We start from the raw sequence: 20,533 nt of genomic DNA on the forward strand, positions 1-20,533 counted from the left end.
CCTTTGACCAGCGGCAAAGAGTCCATCGTCTGCAACTTTGTAATACAGAAACGAGTGACAAATGAGCGCTATAATTGCGTATTACCCATTGTCGGAGCCACTCATGCAAGGCACGACCCTGTCATTCCGCGCAGGCGAAGAACTGGCCGAGCAAACCCGCGCGCTGGCGACGGCGGCAGGCCAGAAGACGTCGGACTACATCCGCGACGCCGTCCGCGAGAAAAACGAGCGCGAGATGGGCAACCGTATCGCGATGCTGTCGCGCAAGTTAGGGGCGAAGCACCTGGCCGCCAACGAAGAGATGGACGGCACCGCCGGAGACGGCCTTGCTTGAGCTGAGGCGGGGACAGGTCTGGGAGGTCGATCTCAACCCCCAGACCCACCGGGAAGAGCCGGCCAAGCGCAACCGGCCAGCGCTGGTGCTGCAGACCGACCTGCTCAATGACGCGGGGCATCCGACCACCATCGTCGTGCCCGGGACATCGCAGATCGAGCCCGAGGATTGCTTTCCCCTGCGGGTGGCGCTGGGGAAGTTGCCGGGGCTGGCTTATGAAACGGATCTTCTGATCGACCAGGTCCGCGCGATATCCAATCGCCGTTTCCTGGGCAGCCATCCGGTGGCGACATTGGCCCCCAACCACCTGCGCAAGGTGGAAGAGGCCATGCGCCTGCTGCTGCGGCTGTAGGCCGCAGCGACGCAGGACGGCTGCGTCGCTGCATGATATGCAGCGTCACTGCATATCATGCAGCCGCCCTACACCACCCTGAACCCATGCGTGCCGTCGCGCTCCAGCTGCGCGATCAGGCCGAACTCCCAGTCCAGGTAGCCCTGCATGGCCTCGCGCGGGTTGTCGGTGCCTTCATAGGGGCGGCGATAGCGGTCGGTGCGGTCCGAGGCCAGGCGCGTCTCGCCGCTCTCCAGCGGCAGCCCCGCAGCAACCCACGCCTGGGTGCCGCCTTCCAGCACGAAGACCTCGGCATCGGTCAGGCGGCGCAGGTCGGCGGCGGCAAAGCGCGCCAGCAGGCTGCTGCCGCAGGTCAGCACGTAGCGCTGCGGCCGCGGGATGCGGGCCAGCGCGTCGGCCAGCTGGGCGCGAATGACAAAGTACGCCCCAGGGATATGGCGCCTGACGTAGTTGGCGCTGGTGGTGAAATCCAGCACCGCAGTGCCGTCGTCACCGGCATCCAGCCATGCGGCCAGCTGTGCCGTGCCGATGCTGGCGACGGGCGCCGGCGTTGGCACCGGCGCGGCGACCGCCCCGGTTTCGCTGCGCGCCGACGCGGCCACCGGTTCCACCACCCAGACCTCCCAGCCCATCTGCGCCAGCCAGGATCCCGTCATGCCGGCGCGCACGTCGTCATCGTCCGCCAGCACGATGCGCGCGCCGCGCACCGGCGCGCTGTGGTCGGTTTCCTGCACCAGCTGCCCGCCCGGCGCGTTGACGAAACCCGGCAGGTGGCCGTCGGCGAATTCCTCCGGCGTACGAACATCGAAGCGGTACAACGTGCGCCCGGGCGCCTGCAGCGTGTCCAGCTGCGCCAGCGCGATGCGCCGCACGCCGGCCCGGTCGGCGATTTCGCGCGCGCCGCGGCGGGCGCTGTCGCGGTTGGCGTCGCCGACCGTGGACGGGGCGCGGCGGCTGGCGCCATGCTCCAGCTGCTGGCCGGCCAGGGTCCAGCCGATGGTGCCGTTGCGCAGCGCCGCCACCGGGTTCGGGATCCCCGCGTTCACCAGTGATTGCGTGCCGATGATGCTGCGCGTGCGGCCCGCGCAGTTCACGATCACGCGCGTGCGCGGATCGGGCGCGAGCTCGCGCACGCGCAGCACCAGCTCGGCACCCGGCACGCTGGTGGCGGTGGGGATGCTCATGGTCTGGTACTCGTCGAAGCGGCGCGCATCGACGATCACCACATCGGCGCGGCTGTCGATCAATGCCTGCACTTCCTCGGCCGCCAGCGACGGCGTATGGCGGGCGGCTTCGACCACTTCGCCGAACGACTTGCTCGGCACGTTGACGTCGCGGAACACCTCGCCGCCGCCCTCGATCCACGCGCGCAGCCCGCCCTCCAGCAGATGCACGCGGGTATAGCCCAGGCCTTGCAGCACCGCCGCCGCGCGTGGCGCCAGGTCAGCGCCGGCATGGTCGCCGTAGACCACGACCAGGGTATCGCGGCGCGGGATGCGCGCCCACGCGTCCAGCTCCAGCCTTGACAGCGGGAAGTTGGCAGCCCACAGCGGGTGCTCCTGCGCGAAGGGATCTTCCTCGCGCACGTCGATCAGTGCGATTTCGTCGCGGTTGCGCAAGGCGTTGCGCACGGCTTCGGGAGAAACCGTCGGAAAGGCCGGCGTAGCGGAAACGTTGGTCATGACTGGGCAAGTTCGCGGGAGCGGTCCCACGGGTTGGGCAGGGTCTGGTTGGAATAGCCCGAGACAAAGGGCTTGCGGGTGCCGTCCTCGGCGTAGACCGAGCGGCGCACCGCGCCGATATTGGCGCCGTAGACATGGATGCTGACCGAGACGCGGTCGTCGTAGGCGTTGTTGACGCGATGGATATCGCCCACGGCCGGCGACACGGCTTCGACCTGCCCGGGCAGCAGGCGCACGCTCGCGCCGCTGGCGACCGGGCGCCCGGCGGCATCGAGCGCGAACGCCTGCGCATCTTCCGCGCCGCGCAGCATGCCGATCAGGCCCCACACGGTGTGGTCGTGGATCGGCGTGCGCTGGCCCGGTCCCCAGACAAAGCTGACGATGGAAAAACGCTCGGCGGAATCGCAATGCAGCAGGTGCTGCTGGTAGTACTCGGGGTGCGGCCGGGCCCACGCTTCGGGCAGCCAGTCATCGCGCGCGACCAGCTTTGCCAGCAAGGCCCCGCCTTCACCCAGGATGCGGGGCTCGTCGGGATGCTGGTCGAGCAGCGCGGCCAGGCCGGTGATGAAATCGCGCAGCGGTGCCAGCGCGTTGGGATCGGGGGAACTGCCCATGGGAATGCTCCGGGTGTCTCGTGGTGGTTGCCGGCCGCCGGGGCCGGCCATGCGCCCTCTGCGGGGCGCTGGCCCCGCAAACATAGCACGGCGGGCGCGGTGGCGCTTACACGCCAAGTTGCGCGCGCCCGGCGGCGAGCAGGATCGAATCGTTCTGCGGCGTATGGATGCGGCTGCACAGCACGTCGCGATAGTGGCGCTCGAGCGGGTGGTTGCGGCTCAGCCCGTGGTTGCCCGACAGCTGCAGCGCCAGCTCCGCCGCGCGGATGGCATTGCCGGTCACGGTGAACTTCAGCAGGCCGCTGTCGGCAATGGCCGGCGGCTCGCCCGCGTCGGTGCGCGCCGCGGCGTCGTCGAGCAACACCTGGTTGACGCGCAGCAGCGCGGCGATCTCGCCGACGGCCTCCTGCACGCGCGGCAGCGTGGCCAGCGGCGCGCCCAGGCTGCCGGGCGCGCGCTCGCGCACGAAGTCGTTGAGCCAGGCGGATGCGGCGCGCGCCACCGCGTCATAGAGGCTGCCCAGCAGCACCACCATCCAGGCCTGCTGGTCGGCGTTGGCGTCAGCGTCCGCCTGGCTGGCGCCGGCCGGCGCCCACGCCGATGGCGCACGGATATCGACGGCGTGGTCCGGCGGGATCCAGACGTTGTCGAGTACGGTCTCGTGGCTGCCCGAGGCGCGCAGGCCAAGGTGGTTCCAGTTCTCGACGATGCGCACGCCGGCGATACCAGCCGCGGGCCCCGGCACCAGGAACACGCCCACGCGCGGCTGCGGCTCGTCGGTGCGCGCCCACACCGCGAGCCAGCGCAAGGCCGGGATGCCGGTGCTGTACAGCTTGCGGCCGCTGATGCGCCAGCCGTCGGCCACGCGCGTCGCCACGGTGGCCGGCAGGCCGCCGCGCGCGGGCGAGCCCAGTTGCGGTTCCACGCGCAGCGAGTTGATCAAGGCGCCCTCCTGCACCGCGCTGGCGAAGACCTGCTCGCGCAGCGCCGCCGGCCAGTGCGAATCGGCGCGCGCAATGGCGCGATGCTGCAGGTAGGTCATGGTCAGCACCAGCGCGGTCGCGGCGTCGCCGCCGGCCAGCGCGGCCACGATGCGGCGCGCCTGCGCCAGGCCCGCGCCGCCGCCACCGTGCGCGCGCGGCACCACCTGCGCGATCAGGCCATGGTCGTGCAGCAGCACGAAGTTGTCGTGCGGGAAGCTGGCCGCGGCATCGTGCGCGCCGGCGTCGCCGGCAAAGCGCGTCGACAGCGCCGCCAGCGACTCGCCAAGGCGCGCATCGCTGCCTGGCAGCCGGCGCAGGGCAGACGTCGAAGACATGGAACAGGACTCCGGAAAAGATCAGCGCAGTGCGCATCGAATGCCGCCTAGCGTAGCGCCGCCGTGGCCCGGCGAAAACGATGCTTATTGAATATGGAGCGTCGTTTTTATTCGTTAGCGAAGCCGCGCCGCTGTCGTACTTTCTGCCTCAGCCCAATCCCGCCCGACACCGACTTCCAGGAGAACGCATATGAGCGTCGATTTCATCGGCATGATCCAGAGCCAGAAGCAATCCGAGATCCATCCCCCGTCAGGTCCGGTGATCGATCGCGACTACGTGCGCGCGTTTGCCCAGGCCCATGAACAGGCCGGATTCGACCGCATCCTGGTGCCGCACCACTCCACCGGACCATCGGCGACGCTGACCATCGCCTACGCCGCCAGCGTGACCGAGCGCATCCATTTCATGCTGGCGCATCGCCCCGGCTTTACCGCGCCGACGCTGGCCGCCCGCCAGATCGCCACGCTCGACCAGTTCAGCGGCGGCCGCCTGGGCGTGCATGTCATCTCCGGCGGCTCGGACAGCGAGCAGCAGCGCGACGGCGACTTCCTCGACCATGACCAGCGCTATGCGCGCACCGACGAGTACCTGCACATCCTGCGCCGCATCTGGACCGAGGCCAGGCCGTTCGACCATGAAGGCCAGTTCTACCGCTTTACCCAGGGCTTCTCCGAGGTCAAGCCCGCGCAGCAGCCGCATGTGCCGATCTATTTCGGCGGCGCCTCGGTCGCCGCGCTGGCGGTCGCGGGCAAGCATGCCGACGTCTACGCGCTGTGGGGCGAATCGCTCGACCAGGTGCGCGAGCTGACCGCACGTGTGCGCGCCGAAGCCGCGCGCCACGGCCGCACGGTGCGCTTCTCGGTATCGTTCCGCCCGATCCTGGCCGATACCGAGGACAAGGCCTGGGCCCGCGCCGACCGCATCCTGGAACGCACCCGCGCACTGCGCGTGCAGGCCGGCTACAGCCGCGGCGGCCCGCAGCAGAGCGAGGGGGCGCGCCGCCTGCTGGCGGCGGCCGAGCAAGGCGACCGCGTCGACCAGCGCCTGTGGACCGCGATCGCGCGCGAGACCGGCGGGCGCTCCAACTCCACCGCGCTGGTCGGCACGCCCGAGCAGGTCGCGCAGGCGCTGCTGGCCTACTACGAACTGGGCGTCACCACCTTCCTGATCCGCGGCTTCGATCCGCTCGAAGACGCCGTCGACTACGGCCGCGAACTGATCCCGCGCGTGCGTGCCTTGGTGGCGCAGCACGACGCCGCGCAAGGGACACAGCGCCAGGCCGCCTGAGCGCATCCCCACCCCACCACACCACGAAGACGGGAATCCCACATGAGCCAGAACCTTAACCATGCCGACCCGCGCCGACGCCGCGTGCTGCGGCTTGCCGGCGCCGCGGCCGTGGCCGCGCCCGCGCTGATCCTTGGCCGGCAAGCCTGGTCGGCGCCGCGCAAGCTGACCTTTGCCTGGAACCAGAATTCCTTTTGCCTGACGCCGGTCGTGGTGGCGCAGGAGAAAGGCTTCTTCGAGAAGAACGGCCTGCAGGTCGACCTGATCAACTACAGCGGCTCGACCGACCAGTTGCTGGAATCGATCGCCACCGGCAAGGCCGACGCCGCGGTCGGCATGATCCACCGCTGGCTCAAGCCGCTCGAAGCCGGCTTCGACGTCAAGATCATCGGCAGCTCGCACGGGGGCTGCGTGCGGCTGGTGGGGGCGAAGGCCGCGGGGGTCACCACGCTGCAGCAACTGAAGGGCAAGACCGTCGGCGTCAGCGACCTGGCGGCGCCGGGCAAGCACTTCTTCACCATCCTGCTGGCCAAGCACGGCATCGACCCCGACAAGGACGTCACCTGGCGCCAGTACCCCGCCGACCTGCTGGGCGTGGCGGTCGACAAGGGCGAGATCCAGGCCATCGCCGACGGCGACCCCAATCTCTACCTGCTGGAAAAGCGCACCAACGGCGCCTACGTGGAACTGGCCACCAACCTCACCGGCGAATACGCGCGCAAGGTCTGCTGCGTGGTCGGCGCGCGCGGCGAACTGGTGCGCAACGATCGCCCCGCGGCGACCTCGCTGGCGCGCGCCATCGTGCAGGCCACCGACTATGTCAACGAGAATCCCAACGAGGCCGCGAAGGTGTTCGCCAAGTACTCGCCCAAGATCAATCCGGACGACCTGCGCAAGCTCTACGCCACGCTGACCTATACCCACCACCCGACCGGCGTCGACCTGCGCGACGAGATCGCCTTCTATGCCGACGATTTCCGCCGCATCGGCGTGCTGAAGAAGTCCACCGATGCCAAACGCCTGGCGCAGCATGTCTACGCCAACGTGCTGGGGTAATGCCATGACCACAAGCCCAAGCGCGCTCGAGCCAGGCCTCGGGCGCCAGCCCTCTGCGGCGCCCGCATCGCACGCGACCGCAGCCGCAGCCGCATCCAGCCACGCCGGCCCGATCTGGGCCACCGGCATCCTCGCTGCGCTGGCCTGGGCCGCGTTTGGTGCGCTGACATGGCAATGGCCCAACCAGGCCGTGGGCTTCAGCGACTGGGCCTATACCGCGGAACTGGGCATCGCCGCGCTGGCCGGCGCGGTCTTGCTGGCCGTGGTGGCGCTGGCCGGCCAGCGGGCCCGGACCGCGCAACGCCCACTGGCGTCGTTGCGCACCGCCGGGCCGTGGCTGGTGGCGCTGCCCGTCGCGCTGTCGGCCTGGGAAATCCTGACCGCCAAGACCGCGATCCTGCCCACGCCCTTCTTCGCGCCGCCGCAAGCGCTGATCGAGGTGTACGCGGACGACTGGCCGCGGCTGGGCGAGAGTGCGCTGAACACGCTGAAACTGCTGGGGCTGGGCGTCGCGTACGGCGGACTCGCGGGCTTCCTGGTGGGCGTGTCGATCGGCTGGTCGCGCCGCATCGGCTACTGGGTGCATCCGGTGCTGCGCGTGCTGGGGCCGCTGCCCTCGACCGCGCTGCTGCCGCTGACCTTCTACTTCTTCCCGTCGAGCTATTCCGCAGCGGTGTTCCTGATTGCGCTGGCCACGGCGTTCCCGGTCGCGGTGCTGACGTGGTCGGGCGTGGCCGGCGTCAACAAGAGCTATTACGACGTCGCGCGCACGCTGGGCGCCTCGGGCTGGTTCCTGGTGCTGCGCGTGGCGATCCCGGCGGCGCTGCCGCAGGTGTTCGTCGGCCTGTTCATGGGGCTCGGCGCTTCGTTCTCGGTCCTGGTCACCGCGGAAATGATGGGCGTGAAGTCCGGCCTGGGCTGGTACCTGACCTGGGCCCAGGGCTGGGCCTCGTACGTGAACATGTATGCGGCGCTGATCGTGATGGCGCTGCTGTTCTCGGGCGTGATCACGCTGCTGTTCGCCGCGCGCGACCGGGTGTTGTCGTGGCAGAAGGGGACGGTGAAATGGTGAGCGTGGTGGAGCGGTTGAAGGCGGCCGGATCCCGCGTGCATGCGCAGAAGGCTACCCCATCCCTGGCGCCGCAGAAAGATGCTGGCGCTGCCGCCGGCGATGATCCGAAAGGACTGGCCGGGGCCCGTATCGATATCCGGCAGGTCAGCCACTGGTTCGGCCATGGCAACGAGCGGCTGCAGGTCCTTGACGATGTCAGCCTCAGCGTTGCGCCGGGCGAATTCGTCGCCCTGCTCGGCCCCAGCGGCTGCGGCAAGTCCACGCTGCTGCGGCTGGTCGCGGGCCTGGAGCAGCCAGCGTCGGGAGACATCCTGCAGGACGGCGTGCCGATTACCGAGCCGGACCCGTCGCGCATCGTGGTGTTCCAGGATCCCACGCTGTACCCGTGGCGGCGTGTCTGGGACAACGTCGCGCTCGGGCTGCAGGCGCAGGGCATCCTCGCGCAGCAGCGCCATCGCGTGGACGACGCACTGCGCCGGGTCGGGCTGGAATCGTTCGCGCGCGCCTTCCCGCACCAGCTGTCCGGCGGCATGGCGCAGCGCGTGGCACTGGCGCGCGCGCTGGTCAACGATCCGCGGCTGCTGGTGCTGGACGAGCCGCTGGGCAAGCTCGATTCACTGACGCGGCTGGCAATGCAGGGCGACCTGGTCGAGCTGTGGCAGCGCTCGCGCTTCTCGGCGCTGCTGGTCACGCACGACGTGGAAGAGGCGCTGTTCCTGGCGCAGCGCGTCATCGTGTTCAGCCAGCGCCCCGCGCGCATCGCGGCCGAGATCCGCGTCGACCTTCCCTATCCCCGACATCGCGGCGATCCGCGCCTGACCGCGTTGCGCCATGAGGCGCTGCGCCACCTGGGGCTCGACGCCAGCTGGTAATGCAACGCATGGCGCCGACCTTCCGCGCGCGGGCCGGCCAATGAGCGGCCCGCCGCCGCAGGCATGGCTGAATGCGCTGCTGGTGCTGATCGAGGCGCTGCAGCGCGGCCTGCTCTGGCTCTGGCATGCGCTGGGCCTGACCGGCGACAGCCACGGCCAGCCCGCATGGCCATGGGCGCGGCGCATCGCCGGCGAGACCCTGCTGATCGACCTCGGCCTTGCCCGCCAGGTCGGCCTGACCCTGTGCGCCGTGGCCGTCGCCGTGCTGGCCATGGCGCTGGCGCTGACCTGGCGCCGCCGCCGCGGCGTGCTGGTGGCGGCCGGCGCGCTGGCGCTGGCAGCGGCTCCGTGGCCCAGCGCATCGCTGCTGCTGGTGCCAGCCGCGCCCACCAGCTTCCACGCCAGCCCGGCACGGTTTTCCGTCGACACCATCGCCCTCGGCGCGCGCGTCTATGCACAGCATTGCGCCGCCTGCCACGGCACCGACGGGCGCGGCGAAGGACCGCTCGCCGCCAGCCTGGCGGTGTGGCCGCCCACGCTGGCCGGTCCGCTGCTGGCACGGCGCGCCGACGGCGAGCTGTTCTGGCACGTGCTGGCCGGCATGCGCGACCGGCACGGGCAGCCCACCATGCCCGCCTTCCGTGACCGGCTTGGCGACGGCGAGGCCTGGGCCGTGATCGACTACATGAAGGCGCTCTCGGCCGGCAGCGGCAGCGCGGGCAACTGGCCCGTGCCGCTGCAACTGCCGGAGATGGCGGTCCGTTGCCCCGGCGCCGCGCCGGTCGCCCTGTCCGCATGGCGCGGCGGGCAGCGCGTGCGGCTGGTGGCGGTTGACGGCACCACCGCGCTGCCGTTCGAGGATCCCCGCTTCCTGACCGTGCTGCTCACCCCCGACGGCCGCCCGCCAGCGCAAGTGCCACGCTTCCGCGCGGGCTGCATCGCTGCCTCGGCGCAGGCCTGGCAGGCCGTCGCGGCGATCTCCGGCCTGGCGCCCACGAACCTGGCCGGCACGCAATTGCTGGCCGACCGCGCCGGCTGGCTGCGTGCCCGCGGCATCCCCGGCCGGGCCTGGTCCGATGCCGACCTGGTCTGCGTCTCCGGCCCGGCGGCCGCCGCACCACGCGCCCCCACCGCCGGCGCCGACGGCCTGACAACGCTGTTGCTGCGCATGGACGCCGAGCCGGTGCGCTTCGTCAAGGGCGGCTTCATTCACTGAGCCGCCGTCACCAGGCCGCACCGTTCGCGTGCGGTCCATCTGATTGACCTTCCCGCTTTTTTCTACAGCCACCGCTGGGCCTGGTTGCGCCGACTGCCGCACCCCAGCCCAAAAAATGCTTCAAGAGACACTCAATTCGGCGATTCGTCTCATTTTTTCTTCAATTTCATTCCGTAAATCAAAACTTTCTATTGACCAACGGAAATCTTCCGCCTACATTTCCCCCAACAAGCAATTTTCCGGAACGCCATGTTCCACTTTATAACACCCTCATCAGGAGACAACGCCATGCGCGACCTCGAAACCACCTCGAATCCCGCCGTTTCCGGTGGCTCGGCCGCCGCGAAAGACGGCCAGGTGCCGGCCGGCCCGCAGACCATGACCCCGTCCGAAGCCTTCGTCGAAACGCTGGCCGCCAACGGCGTGACCGACATGTTCGGCATCATGGGCTCGGCCTTCATGGACGCGATGGACATCTTCGCGCCGGCGGGCATCCGCCTGATCCCGGTGGTGCACGAGCAAGGCGCCGGCCACATGGCCGATGGCTACGCCCGCGTGTCGGGCCGCCACGGCGTGGTGATCGGCCAGAACGGTCCCGGCATCTCCAACTGCGTGACCTCGATCGCCGCCGCTTACTGGGCCCACAGCCCGGTGGTGATCGTCACCCCGGAAGCCGGCACCATGGGTATCGGCCTGGGCGGCTTCCAGGAGGCCAACCAGCTGCCGATGTTCCAGGAGTTCACCAAGTACCAGGGCCACGTCACCAACCCTGCGCGGATGGCCGAGTTCACCGCGCGCTGCTTCGACCGCGCCAAGGCCGAAATGGGCCCGACCCAGCTGAACATCCCGCGCGACCACTTCTACGGCAAGATCACCGCCGAGATTCCCAAGCCGCAGCACCTCGACCGCGGCCCCGGCGGCGAGCAGAGCCTGAACGAAGCGGCCGAGCTGCTGGCCAATGCCAAGTTCCCGGTGATCATCTCGGGTGGCGGCGTGGTGATGGCCGATGCGATCGAGGAATGCAAGGCGCTGGCCGAGCGCCTCGGTGCACCGGTGGTCAACAGCTACCTGCACAACGACTCGTTCCCGGCCAGCCACCCGCTGTGGTGCGGCCCGCTCGGCTACCAGGGCTCGAAGGCGGCGATGAAGCTGATCTCGCGCGCCGACGTGGTGGTGGCGCTGGGCTCGCGCCTGGGGCCGTTCGGCACGCTGCCGCAGCACGGCATGGACTACTGGCCCAAGACCGCCAAGATCATCCAGATCGACGCCGACCACAAGATGCTGGGCCTGGTGAAGAAGATCTCGGTCGGCATCTGCGGCGACGCCAAGGCCGCCGCGATCGCGCTGACCCAGCGCCTGGCCGGCCGCACGCTCGCCTGCGATGCGACCCGCGACGGCCGTGCCACCGAAATCGCCAACGAGAAGGCAGCGTGGGAGAAGGAGCTGGACGACTGGACCCACGAGCGCGACCCGTACTCGCTCGACATGATCGAAGAGCAGAAGAACGAGCGCACGCCCACCGGCGGCCACTACCTGCATCCGCGCCAGGTGCTGCGCGAGCTGGAAAAGGCCATGCCGGAAGATGTGATGGTGTCCACCGATATCGGCAACATCAACTCGGTGGCCAACAGCTACCTGCGCTTCGAGAAGCCGCGCAGCTTCTTCGCGGCGATGAGCTGGGGCAACTGCGGCTACGCCTTCCCCACCATCATCGGCGCCAAGGTCGCGGCGCCGCATCGCCCGGCCGTGTCGTACGCCGGTGACGGCGCCTGGGGCATGAGCCTGATGGAAACCATGACCTGCGTGCGCCACAACATCCCGGTGACCGCGGTGGTGTTCCACAACCGCCAGTGGGGCGCGGAGAAGAAGAACCAGGTGGACTTCTACAACCGCCGCTTCGTCGCGGGCGAGCTCGACAACCAGAGCTTCGCCGGCATCGCCAAGGCGATGGGCGCGGAAGGCATCGTGGTGGATCGCCTGGAAGACGTGGGCCCGGCACTGAAGCGCGCCATCGACCTGCAGATGAACCACGGCAAGACCACCATCATCGAGATCATGTGCACCCGCGAACTGGGCGACCCGTTCCGCCGCGATGCGCTGGCCAAGCCGGTGCGTTACCTGGACAAGTACAAGGACTACGTCTGAGTCCGAGCTTGCACAGGCGCATCGCTTGCGATGAGCGTATCCCCTCTCCCGCTTGCGGGAGAGGGGAGAACACCGGGGGCATAGCGTCGGACGCTGGCCCTTTTTTCAGTTTCACCGAGCCAACCACCATGAAACCCATCCTCCGCATCATCGAGCGCGCCCGCGCCGCGCCCCGCCGCATCGTGCTGTGCGAGGCCGACGACCCGCGCATCCTGCAGGCCGCGCAGCGCGCCACGCAGGAAGGCATCGCGCGCATCGTGCTGGTTGGCGAGCCGCGCCAGATCAACGCCGCCGCGGCCATCCACGGCATCGCGCTCGACGGCATGACGCTGGTGGATCCCGCCACCTCGGCGCTGACGCCCTCCTTCGCCCAGCAGCTCTTCGCGCTGCGCCAGAAAAAGGGCATGACGCTCGACGACGCAAAGCGCGCCGTGCTGGACCCGCTGTGCTTTGCCAACCTGATGGTGCGCCTCGGCCATGCCGACGGCTCGGTCGCGGGCGCTGCCCACACCACCGCCGACGTCGTGCGCAACGCGATCCAGCTGATCGGGCTGGCCCCCGGCTTCCGGCTGGTGTCGAGCTTCTTCCTGATGATGCTGTGCGAGCCGTTCCACACGCTCAAGGGCGGTCTGATCTTCTCCGACTGCGGACTGGTGGTCGACCCGGATGCCGAGGCCCTGGCCGATATCGCCATGGCCGCCGCCGACAGCGCGCGCGCCCTGCTGAACGACGAGCCGCGCGTGGCGATGCTGTCGTTCTCGACCAGCGGCAGCGCCCACCATGCCGCCGTGGACAAGGTCGTGGCCGCCACCGAGCGCGTGCGCGCGCAGCGCCCCGGCCTGGCCATCGACGGCGACGTGCAGCTCGATGCCGCCATCGTCGCCGAGATCGCCGCGCGCAAGGTCGCGCATTCGCAGGTGAACGGCCACGCCAACGTGCTGGTGTTCCCCAGCCTGGAGGCCGGCAATATCGGCTACAAGCTGGCCGAGCGCGTCGGCGGCGCCAAGGCCATCGGCCCGATGCTGCAGGGACTGAACAAGCCGGCCAATGACCTCTCGCGCGGCTGCAGCGCCGACGACGTCTTCCATGTGATCGCCGTCACCGTGGTCCAGGCGCAGGCCAGCGCGGAAACGGCCACCAAGGGCGAGCAGGCGGCATGAAGGCAGAACTGTTGTTGCCGCTGCTGGGCCTGCAAGCCCTGCTCGGTGCCGGCACCTATTTCCAGACCGTGACCGGCTTTGGCCTCGGCATGATCGTGATGGGCGCCACCAGCGGCCTGGGCCTGGCCCCGGTCGCCACCGTGGCCGCCGTGGTCAGCCTGGTGACGCTGGCCAACAGCGCCTGCGCGCTGCCCGGCAAGTTCCAGCATATCGACTGGCGCGCCGTGGGCGCGGCGGCGATCGGCATCCTGCCTTCGGTGCTGGTCGGCGTGCTGGTGCTGGAATACCTGAGCAGCACCGCCGCCACCCTGCTGCAGCTGCTGCTGGGCGCTGTGATCCTGTACGGCGGCCTGAGCGCCGCCTTCAAGCCCGAGCCGCTGCCGCAACGCTCCGGCGACGGCAGCTTCTTCATGAGCGGCGTCTTTGGCGGCTTGCTGAGCGGCATGTTCGGCGTCTCGGGGCCGCCGCTGATCTTCCAGTTCTACCGGCAGCCGATGAAGCCGGTGGAAATCCGCTGCGCGCTGATCCTGGTGTTTACCGTGACCTCGTCCGTGCGCACGCTGTTCTCGGCCTGGCAGGGGCAACTGGACGCCGCGATCTGCCTGCAGGCCGCGGTCGGGGTGCCGGTGGTAGTGATTGCCACGCTGCTCGGGCGACGCTTTCCGCCGCCGTTCTCGCCGACCACGACTCGGCGCGTCGCGTTCGGGGTGCTGATCGGGATCGGGGTTAGTTTGATGCTGCCGGCGATTTCGGCGTGGGTGCGCTGACTGAAGGGGCTGTAAGCGTACAACGCCACCCCGCACTTCAGCGTGCCGCCTCCGTCAAGGCCGCCATGAACGCCTGCCGCATCGGCGTCTGCTCGGCGTTGCGATGTCGAAGCACCCCTACTGTTCCCTCGCGGCGATAAGGCAGCGGCAACGGCACCACCTGGCCCAGCGCATGGAAATACGCGGTCATCCGGCCGGACATCACCGCCAGCAATTCGCCTTGCTGCAGCAACGCCACGTTGGCCAGCACGGTGGCGCTTTCGATGCGGACCGTGGGGGCCGGCTCGCCGGCGAGCGCCAGTTCATAGTCCAGTTCGCGCCGGATCTGACTGTTGGCCGGCGGGCCGATCCAGGTGTACGGGCGCGTCTCTTCCCACTTGAGCTTGCGCCGGCGCGCGAGCGGATGGTTCGGCCCCGCAATCACGCGTATGGTCTCGGCATAAAGCAGGTCGCAGCGCAGCGGCGCGTCGATGCCGTGCACCTCGGTGCGTCCCACCACGAAATCGAGCCGGCCCTCGCGCAGCGCGGGCAGCATGTCTTCCACCGTGCCTTCGGCAAGCGACAGATGGGCGTGCGGAAACGCTTCGCGGAAGCGGCAGATGGCGTCGGGCAGCAGATCGACCGCCACGGTCGGGGTTGCGCCGATGGCCAGCTGGCCCGCCGCGCCGTCGGCCATCACGCGGATGGTGTCCTGGGTCCGCGCGATCTCGCTGAGGATGGTGCGCGCGTGCACCACCAGCGCGGCACAGAAACGCGTGGGCACCAGCCCGCGCGAATGCCGTTCGAACAAGCTCACGCCGAGTTCGCTTTCCAGCTCCGCCAGCCAGCGCGACAGGGCCGGCTGGGTCATGCTCAGGCGCTCCGCGGTATGGCTGACATTGCGGGTTTCATAGAGCGCCACCAGCACATGCAATTGCCGGATGCGCAGGCGCTGGGTCCAGTCCATGCCATGCCTTTTACGTTATATCAGCGGCCATTTTAATCATTTCCGGGTTATCCCTGCCGATGCCATAATTTTTTCAACGGCTGCGCCATGGATGCATCCGCCGCGCCCCCGCGCCCAGCACGGGGCCTCGCCAACCCCCACGCCCCGGCCATGACCCGTTCGCCTTCCCGCCCCAACTTCCTGCTTTTCATCACCGACCAGCACCGCGCCGACCACCTCGGCGTCTACGGCAACGACGTGGTGCACACCCCCAATATCGACCGGCTGGGCCGGCATGGCTGGGTAGCGGAGCGCTGCTACGTGGCTTCGCCGATCTGCATGCCCAACCGCGCGTCGTTGCTTACCGGGCGGATGCCGTCGGCACATGGCGCGCGCCACAACGGCATCCCGCTGCCGCTGTCGCAAGTCACCTTCGTCGAGCGGCTACGCGAGGCGGGCTATCGCACCGGTCTGGTGGGCAAGTCGCACCTGCAGAACATGACCGGCCTGCCGCCGGTGTGGCCGCGTCCGCACGATCCGCCTACCGCCGGCGAGGCACGCCGCCCGGAGGCAGGCCGCTTCGACCAGGAATGGGGCCCGGCCTGGCGCGACGAAGCGGGCTTCGACATGTCGCTGCCGTTCTATGGCTTTGGCGACGTGCAATTGGTGATCGACCACGGCGACACCGCCGGCGGGCACTACCGCCGCTGGCTGGAACAGCACCACGCCGAGGTCGCGGCCATGTGCGGGCAGGCGCATGCGATCCCTACCCCGGACTACGCGCTGTCCGCCGCGCGCCAGGCCTGGCGCACGCGCGTGCCCGAAGCGCTGTCGACCACGGCCTGGATCGGCGCACGCACCATCGACCTGCTGGAGCAGTATGCGCAGGCGGACGCACCGTTCATGCTGCAGTGCTCGTTTCCCGATCCGCACCACCCGTTCACCCCGCCCGGCCGCTACTGGGACATGTACCGGCCCGAGGACATGCGCTTGCCCGCGTCGTTCCATGACGATGCCGCACTGGCGCCGCCCCATCTGCGCTGGATGCACGCGCAGCGCGATGCCGGGCGCGCGGTCAAGCACACACCGGCGATGTTTGCCTGCACCGAACGCGAGGCGCGCGAGGCGCTGGCGCTCAACTACGGCTCGATCGCGCATATCGACGACACCATCGGCCGCGTCATGGCACGGCTGGCTGCGCTTGGGCTGGACCGCAATACCGTGGTGCTGTTCACCAGCGACCATGGCGACTTCTTCGGCGAGCATCAGTTGTTGTGGAAAGGCCCGCTGCACTACCAGGGCCTGATACGCACGCCGCTGGTGTGGTCCGAACCTGAGGCGCGGGCTGAAGCGGGGACGACGTCGGCGCGCAGCCACGCGTTGTGCTCGACGATCGATATCGCCCCCACCATCCTGATGCGTGCCGGCTGCCTGCCTTACAACGGCATGCAGGGGCTGTCGCTGCTGCCGGCCATCGCCGGAGAGCCGCTGCCGCGCGAGGCGCTGCTGATCGAAGAAGAGAACCAGCGCACGCTGTTCGATTTTCCGATGCGCACGCGCATGCGCACGCTGCAGACGGCACGCTACCGGCTCAGCGTTTATGAAGGCGTGGACTGGGGCGAGCTGTACGACCTGGACCAGGATCCCACGGAGTCGCGCAACATCTGGCACGAACCCGCGCTGGCGGATGTGCGCCAGAAACTGCTGCATGAGCTGGTGCGGACGATGATCGGGCATAGCGACGCCAGTCCCAACCCGACCGCGCTGGCCTGAAGCTGCGACTGCCACCACGCCATCAGCCGCCATACCGATAACGACATCGACGGAGACAAGACATGACCCGCCTCATCGCCTTCCTGCCCGCCTTGGCCGCGCTCGCATCGCTGGCCACCGCGCCCGCGCAGGCCCAGGACACGTACCCATCGCGCCCGGTACGCCTGATCGTCAACTTCCCGGCGGGCGGCCCGCTCGATACCGTGGCCCGGCTCATCGCCGAGCGCGCGGGGCGCGACCTCAGGCAACCGGTGGTGGTCGAGAACCGCGCGGGCGCCGGCGGCAACGTCGGCGCGGAAGCCGCCGCGCGCGCCACGCCTGACGGCTATACGCTGCTGATGTCGACCGACACGCTGGTGACGGTCAACCCGTTCGCCTACCGCAAGATGGCATTCGACCCGGTGCGCGACCTGCAGCCGATCGGCCTGGCCGGCACCTTCAACCAGGTGCTGGTGACGCATCCGGACCTGAAGGCCGGCAACCTGAACCAGTTCCTGGCGCTGGCCCGGAGCAAGGACCTGTCCTATGCGTCGGCGGGTATCGCGTCCCCCGGCCATATCGCCTTCGAGATGCTCAAGGTCCGCACCCGGATCCCCGCTACCCACGTGCCTTACAAGGGCAATGCGCCGGCGCTGAGCGACGTGCTCGCGGGCCAGGTACCGGCCGGCTTCCTGGCCACGCCCACGGCTGTGCAGTACATTCGCAGCGGCAAGCTGGTGCCGCTGGCGGTTTCCGGCCACAAGCGCGATCCGCTGCTGCCCGACGTGCCAACCGTCGCCGAAGCCGGCGTCGCGGGATTTGACGCCGAGTTTGCCTTCGTGATGCTGGCACCCGCGGGCATGCCCGCCCCGATCCGTGCGCGCTGGGAGCAAGAGCTCAAGTCCATCTTCGCCGATGCCGGGTTCCAGCGCACGCTGGCAGCGCAGGGCGTGCGGCCGCAGGCCAGCGACGGCGCCCAGGCGGCGCAGTGGCTGAGCGCGGGCAGCAAGCGTTGGGGAGAGCTGATCCGCAAGCTGGGGGTCTCGCTGGATTGAGACCGCCAGTACCCGCCCTGGCGCGCGGCTGCGCTCAGGCCACCGTCCCCGCCGGCCGCCCCAGCGGCGCCGCGTCTTCCTTGCCGCCACTGCCGCCGGCCTGCTCCAGGTCCATGCCGGTGGTTTCGGGCAACAGTGCCGCGGCCACCACCACCATCGCATAGCCGACGCCCGCGACGATCGCGATCGCGGTCGGCAGCGAGGTGTGGCCCGAGCTGAGCCATCCCACCGACAGCGGGAACAGCGAGCCGATCACGCGACCGGCGTTGTACGAGACGCCGTACCCGGTCGCGCGGATATCGTTGGGATAGGATTCGGCGATGGTCGCGCCGATGCCGGCGAACACACCCTGCATCAGCACCCCCAGCGGGAAGCCGAGGAACAGCATGGATGTATTGGACACCGGGATCACCATGTAGACCAGCGCGGCGATGAACGCCCCCGCCGCGAATACGATGTACGTAAGCCGCCGGCCCCAGCGATCGGTGGCATAGGCGCCCGCCACGTAGCCGGCCAGTGAGCCGATGATGGTGACCGTCAGGTAGGAACTGGTGCCGAACACCGACAGGCCGCGCTCGGTCTTGAGAAAGGTGGGCAGCCATGTGGCAATGGCGTAGTACGCCCCCAGCATGCCCCCGGACAGCAGGCTGCACAGCAGCGTCTTGGCCAGCAGCGGCCCGCGGAACAGCCGGCCCAGCCCCGCCAGCGCCGAACCGTGGTGGCCGGCGGCGCGGCTCTTCAGGAAGATCTCGGGCTCCTCCAGGTTGCGGCGCAGGTAGATCACCACCAGCGCCGGCAGGATGCCGAGGAAGAAGCAGACGCGCCATGCGGTCTCCGCCGGCAGCACGCTGAACGTGATCGCATATACGATCGCCGCCGCGCCCCAGCCAAAGGAATAGCTGCTAGCGGTGAAACCCGAGTATTTGCCGCGGTGTGCCGGGTTGCGGATCATCTCGGTCACCAGCACCATGCACAGCGACGACTCGCCGCCGAAACCCAGCCCCTGAATCATGCGGAATACCATCAGCTGCTCCGGCGACTGCGCCAGCCCGCACAGGAAGCACGCGCCCGCGAACACGATAATGGTCCAGCGCAGCACGCGCACGCGGCCGTAGCGATCGGCCAGGATGCCGGCCCCGATGGCCCCGACCAGCGATGACACCAGCGTCCAGGTGACGATCGCCCCCGCCGTCGATTTGCTCATGCCCCACTGCCCCAGCAGCGTGGAAATGAGGAAGGAATAAATCATGAAGTCGAACACGTCGACGGCATGCCCCAGGAACGCGCCATAGAATCCCTTGCGCTCCATGCGCGACAAATCACGGAACCAATCGAACATGATCCCCTCCCCAGTGGTGTGTGATGTGTTTGTGGTCGGTTGTAATCAGGTGTGGTGCGCCGCCGGCAAGGCGGTCGCCCGCGGCGGCCGGTAGGCATAGCCTGCTTCCTCCAGCAGGCAGGCAAAACGCAAGGCGGTGAGATCCCGGTAGCGGCCGGCGACGATCTGCACGCCCACCGGCAGGCCGCCAGCACCGGGGCCGATCGGCGCCACGGCGGACGGCAGGCCGCACAGACCCGAGTGGCCGGCCCAGAACAACTGCGTGGTCATCGGCTGCGGGGCCCCGTTGACGCTAAGCGTGCGCTGCCACGGCTCGCCGGCCTCGTCGAGCGCAAACGCCGTGGTGGCGGCGGCCGGGCACAGCAGCACGTCGTAGCGGGTGAAGAAGCTGCGCCATGCGGCGGCAAAGCGTTCGCGCGCCACCTGCAGGCGCAGCCAGTCGCGGTGGCGCAGCGTCGCGCCGGTGTACTGCAGGGTCGCGTAGTCGCGGTCGCCGGCGGCGGCGGTGGCGCTGCGGGCCAGCGCATCGGCGAAGGCCGCGTCATCCATGTGCACCGAGGTGGTGGCGCGCAGCAGCGTCACGTAGGCATGCCACAACTCGCCGGCGCCGAAGTCCGGCCGTTCATGCCAGCCGACGTGGGCACCTTGCTCCGCCAGCCAGTGGCCCAGCTGCCCGATCTGCGTGGCGACCTCGCCGTCCGCTTCGGCCTGGGCATGGGTGGGCAACACAGCGATGCGGAAGTCGGCGAGCCGGCGGTGCGGGCATTGCGGCCACTGCAGGCGGTATGGCAGCGCGTCGTCACCGTCCGGGCCCGCGATCACGCGCAATACCGGTTCCAGGTCGCGCGCGCTGCGCGCCAGCGGGCCGGCGACATTGATGTCCTGCTCGCCGAAGCGCGCGGCACCAGTGCCGTGGCCGGCTAGCGGCACCAGCCCGTGGCTGGGCTTGAGCGAGAAAATGCCGCAGTAGTGCGCCGGATTGCGCAGCGACGAACCGATGTCGGAACCCACGTCGAAGAACGACAGGCCGGCGCAGACCGCCGCGGCGCTGCCGCCGGACGAGCCGCCCGGCGTGCGCGTCGGATCGTGCGGGTTGCGCGTGGTGCCGTAGATCGCGTTGTAGCTCTGCCAGTCACGCAGGCCGAGCGGGACATTGGTCTTGCCGAGCAAGATCGCGCCGGCATCGCGCAGCCGCTGTACCACCACCGCGTCGCGCCCGGCCACGTGCCCACGCAGGGCCGGATTGCCGCAGGTGGTCGGCCAGCCGGCGACATCGAACGACTCCTTGACCGAGAACGGCACGCCGTCGAGCACGCCGCGTGCCTGGCCGGCACGCCGGCGCCGGTCGCTGTCGCGCGCGGCCGCGCGGGCCGCGTCGAAATCCGACAGCACCATCGCATTGATGATGCCGTGCCATTGCCTCTGCGCCGCCTCGCACGCGTCCACCAGTTGCTCCGCAGACACCGTGCCGTCGGCAAGCCGCTGCGCCACCTCCCATAGCGGCGGAAATCCGCCAGTGGTCCAGTCGGGCAGGTTCACATCGGCTCCTTGTCGTTATCCGCGCCGTTCGGCACGGTGGGGGCGTA

At 69.4% G+C, this 20,533-nt stretch carries 18 protein-coding genes; 12 read left to right on the plus strand and 6 right to left on the minus strand.

Features of this window, described 5'->3' with window-relative positions; genetic code table 11:
• Nucleotides 1-103: 103 nt before the first annotated feature.
• Both CBM2588_RS23690 and CBM2588_RS23695 read left to right on the plus strand, forming a co-directional pair.
• Entirely contained in the window at nucleotides 104-334 is a 231-nt protein-coding gene (locus tag CBM2588_RS23690) for an antitoxin of toxin-antitoxin stability system (RefSeq protein WP_115682765.1), read from the plus strand.
• Nucleotides 327-686: a type II toxin-antitoxin system PemK/MazF family toxin gene (locus CBM2588_RS23695; protein ID WP_115682766.1), complete on the plus strand. Its 360-nt coding sequence runs from the start codon at nucleotides 327-329 to the stop codon at nucleotides 684-686. The genes CBM2588_RS23690 and CBM2588_RS23695 overlap by 8 nt, the downstream gene beginning before the upstream one ends.
• Nucleotides 687-754: 68 nt before the next feature.
• Here CBM2588_RS23695 and CBM2588_RS23700 read toward each other — a convergent pair whose 3' ends face one another.
• The 3 genes from CBM2588_RS23700 to CBM2588_RS23710 all read right to left on the minus strand — a co-directional run bounded on the left by CBM2588_RS23700 (nucleotide 755) and on the right by CBM2588_RS23710 (nucleotide 4,300).
• Nucleotides 755-2,368: a rhodanese-related sulfurtransferase gene (locus CBM2588_RS23700; protein WP_115682767.1), complete on the minus strand. Its 1,614-nt coding sequence runs from the start codon at nucleotides 2,366-2,368 to the stop codon at nucleotides 755-757.
• Complete coding sequence (locus CBM2588_RS23705) at nucleotides 2,365-2,982, minus strand: cysteine dioxygenase (RefSeq protein ID WP_115682768.1); 618 nt, start codon at nucleotides 2,980-2,982, stop codon at nucleotides 2,365-2,367. The genes CBM2588_RS23700 and CBM2588_RS23705 overlap by 4 nt, the downstream gene beginning before the upstream one ends.
• Before the next feature lie 106 nt (nucleotides 2,983-3,088).
• On the minus strand, nucleotides 3,089-4,300 hold the full coding sequence (locus CBM2588_RS23710; RefSeq protein ID WP_115682769.1) for an acyl-CoA dehydrogenase family protein: 1,212 nt from the start codon (nucleotides 4,298-4,300) through the stop codon (nucleotides 3,089-3,091).
• Between the two features lie 190 nt (nucleotides 4,301-4,490).
• Between CBM2588_RS23710 and CBM2588_RS23715 the strand changes: the two genes are divergently transcribed.
• From CBM2588_RS23715 to CBM2588_RS23750, 8 genes are all read left to right on the plus strand, one after another.
• A complete protein-coding gene (locus tag CBM2588_RS23715) occupies nucleotides 4,491-5,588 on the plus strand; it encodes an LLM class flavin-dependent oxidoreductase (protein WP_115682770.1) in 1,098 nt (365 codons plus the stop codon).
• 42 nt (nucleotides 5,589-5,630) lie between these two features.
• A complete protein-coding gene (locus tag CBM2588_RS23720) occupies nucleotides 5,631-6,644 on the plus strand; it encodes an ABC transporter substrate-binding protein (protein WP_115682771.1) in 1,014 nt (337 codons plus the stop codon).
• A 4-nt stretch (nucleotides 6,645-6,648) separates the two neighbouring features.
• Nucleotides 6,649-7,716 (plus strand): ABC transporter permease, encoded by a 1,068-nt coding sequence (locus CBM2588_RS23725; RefSeq protein WP_115682772.1) that lies wholly within the window; start codon nucleotides 6,649-6,651, stop codon nucleotides 7,714-7,716.
• Nucleotides 7,710-8,588 carry an ABC transporter ATP-binding protein gene (locus CBM2588_RS23730; protein WP_172583709.1) on the plus strand — a complete coding sequence of 293 codons (879 nt, stop codon included), beginning with the start codon at nucleotides 7,710-7,712 and terminating at the stop codon, nucleotides 8,586-8,588. Before CBM2588_RS23725 ends, CBM2588_RS23730 begins: the two co-directional genes overlap by 7 nt.
• 40 nt (nucleotides 8,589-8,628) lie before the next feature.
• The gene (locus tag CBM2588_RS23735) at nucleotides 8,629-9,804 is read left to right on the plus strand and encodes a c-type cytochrome (protein WP_115682773.1); all 1,176 of its coding nucleotides are present in this window, start codon (nucleotides 8,629-8,631) and stop codon (nucleotides 9,802-9,804) included.
• A gap of 378 nt (nucleotides 9,805-10,182) precedes the next feature.
• Entirely contained in the window at nucleotides 10,183-11,949 is a 1,767-nt protein-coding gene (gene xsc, locus CBM2588_RS23740; protein ID WP_115683707.1) for a sulfoacetaldehyde acetyltransferase, read from the plus strand.
• Nucleotides 11,950-12,077: 128 nt separating this feature from the next.
• The gene (pta, locus tag CBM2588_RS23745; RefSeq protein ID WP_115682774.1) at nucleotides 12,078-13,109 is read left to right on the plus strand and encodes a phosphate acetyltransferase; all 1,032 of its coding nucleotides are present in this window, start codon (nucleotides 12,078-12,080) and stop codon (nucleotides 13,107-13,109) included.
• Nucleotides 13,106-13,876: a sulfite exporter TauE/SafE family protein gene (locus CBM2588_RS23750; protein WP_115682775.1), complete on the plus strand. Its 771-nt coding sequence runs from the start codon at nucleotides 13,106-13,108 to the stop codon at nucleotides 13,874-13,876. The genes pta and CBM2588_RS23750 overlap by 4 nt, the downstream gene beginning before the upstream one ends.
• Nucleotides 13,877-13,913: 37 nt before the next feature.
• Here the strand turns inward: CBM2588_RS23750 and CBM2588_RS23755 are convergent, their stop codons facing one another.
• Nucleotides 13,914-14,822 carry a LysR family transcriptional regulator gene (locus CBM2588_RS23755; RefSeq protein ID WP_115682776.1) on the minus strand — a complete coding sequence of 303 codons (909 nt, stop codon included), beginning with the start codon at nucleotides 14,820-14,822 and terminating at the stop codon, nucleotides 13,914-13,916.
• A gap of 150 nt (nucleotides 14,823-14,972) precedes the next feature.
• Between CBM2588_RS23755 and CBM2588_RS23760 the strand changes: the two genes are divergently transcribed.
• Together CBM2588_RS23760 and CBM2588_RS23765 are read left to right on the plus strand one after the other, a co-directional pair.
• Nucleotides 14,973-16,574, plus strand: a complete 1,602-nt coding sequence (locus tag CBM2588_RS23760; RefSeq protein WP_115682777.1) for a sulfatase family protein — start codon at nucleotides 14,973-14,975, stop codon at nucleotides 16,572-16,574.
• A gap of 62 nt (nucleotides 16,575-16,636) precedes the next feature.
• A complete protein-coding gene (locus CBM2588_RS23765; RefSeq protein WP_115682778.1) occupies nucleotides 16,637-17,608 on the plus strand; it encodes a Bug family tripartite tricarboxylate transporter substrate binding protein in 972 nt (323 codons plus the stop codon).
• Between the two features lie 34 nt (nucleotides 17,609-17,642).
• On the opposite strand, the gene CBM2588_RS23770 is transcribed toward CBM2588_RS23765, so the two are convergent.
• On the minus strand, nucleotides 17,643-18,947 hold the full coding sequence (locus CBM2588_RS23770) for an MFS transporter (RefSeq protein WP_115682779.1): 1,305 nt from the start codon (nucleotides 18,945-18,947) through the stop codon (nucleotides 17,643-17,645).
• A 45-nt stretch (nucleotides 18,948-18,992) separates the two neighbouring features.
• Nucleotides 18,993-20,486: an amidase gene (locus tag CBM2588_RS23775; protein WP_115682780.1), complete on the minus strand. Its 1,494-nt coding sequence runs from the start codon at nucleotides 20,484-20,486 to the stop codon at nucleotides 18,993-18,995.
• Between the last annotated feature and the right edge of the window lie 47 nt (nucleotides 20,487-20,533).

Origin of the sequence: Cupriavidus taiwanensis, assembly GCF_900250075.1 — a bacterium.
Taxonomy (GTDB): Bacteria; Pseudomonadota; Gammaproteobacteria; order Burkholderiales; family Burkholderiaceae; genus Cupriavidus; species Cupriavidus taiwanensis_C.

Bases quoted from the DNA above. Each gene is read 5' to 3' on its own strand.
- CBM2588_RS23730 (WP_172583709.1), top strand. From the start codon at position 7,710: ATGGTGAGCGTGGTGGAGCGGTTGAAGGCGGCCGGATCCCGCGTGCAT.
- CBM2588_RS23750 (WP_115682775.1), top strand. From the start codon at position 13,106: ATGAAGGCAGAACTGTTGTTGCCGCTGCTGGGCCTGCAAGCCCTGCTC.
- CBM2588_RS23725 (WP_115682772.1), top strand. From the start codon at position 6,649: ATGACCACAAGCCCAAGCGCGCTCGAGCCAGGCCTCGGGCGCCAGCCC.
- CBM2588_RS23770 (WP_115682779.1), bottom strand. From the start codon at position 18,947: ATGTTCGATTGGTTCCGTGATTTGTCGCGCATGGAGCGCAAGGGATTC.
- CBM2588_RS23735 (WP_115682773.1), top strand. From the start codon at position 8,629: ATGAGCGGCCCGCCGCCGCAGGCATGGCTGAATGCGCTGCTGGTGCTG.
- CBM2588_RS23705 (WP_115682768.1), bottom strand. From the start codon at position 2,982: ATGGGCAGTTCCCCCGATCCCAACGCGCTGGCACCGCTGCGCGATTTC.
- CBM2588_RS23700 (WP_115682767.1), bottom strand. From the start codon at position 2,368: ATGACCAACGTTTCCGCTACGCCGGCCTTTCCGACGGTTTCTCCCGAA.
- CBM2588_RS23760 (WP_115682777.1), top strand. From the start codon at position 14,973: ATGACCCGTTCGCCTTCCCGCCCCAACTTCCTGCTTTTCATCACCGAC.
- CBM2588_RS23765 (WP_115682778.1), top strand. From the start codon at position 16,637: ATGACCCGCCTCATCGCCTTCCTGCCCGCCTTGGCCGCGCTCGCATCG.
- CBM2588_RS23755 (WP_115682776.1), bottom strand. From the start codon at position 14,822: ATGGACTGGACCCAGCGCCTGCGCATCCGGCAATTGCATGTGCTGGTG.
- CBM2588_RS23715 (WP_115682770.1), top strand. From the start codon at position 4,491: ATGAGCGTCGATTTCATCGGCATGATCCAGAGCCAGAAGCAATCCGAG.
- CBM2588_RS23710 (WP_115682769.1), bottom strand. From the start codon at position 4,300: ATGTCTTCGACGTCTGCCCTGCGCCGGCTGCCAGGCAGCGATGCGCGC.
- CBM2588_RS23720 (WP_115682771.1), top strand. From the start codon at position 5,631: ATGAGCCAGAACCTTAACCATGCCGACCCGCGCCGACGCCGCGTGCTG.
- CBM2588_RS23690 (WP_115682765.1), top strand. From the start codon at position 104: ATGCAAGGCACGACCCTGTCATTCCGCGCAGGCGAAGAACTGGCCGAG.
- xsc (WP_115683707.1), top strand. From the start codon at position 10,183: ATGACCCCGTCCGAAGCCTTCGTCGAAACGCTGGCCGCCAACGGCGTG.
- pta (WP_115682774.1), top strand. From the start codon at position 12,078: ATGAAACCCATCCTCCGCATCATCGAGCGCGCCCGCGCCGCGCCCCGC.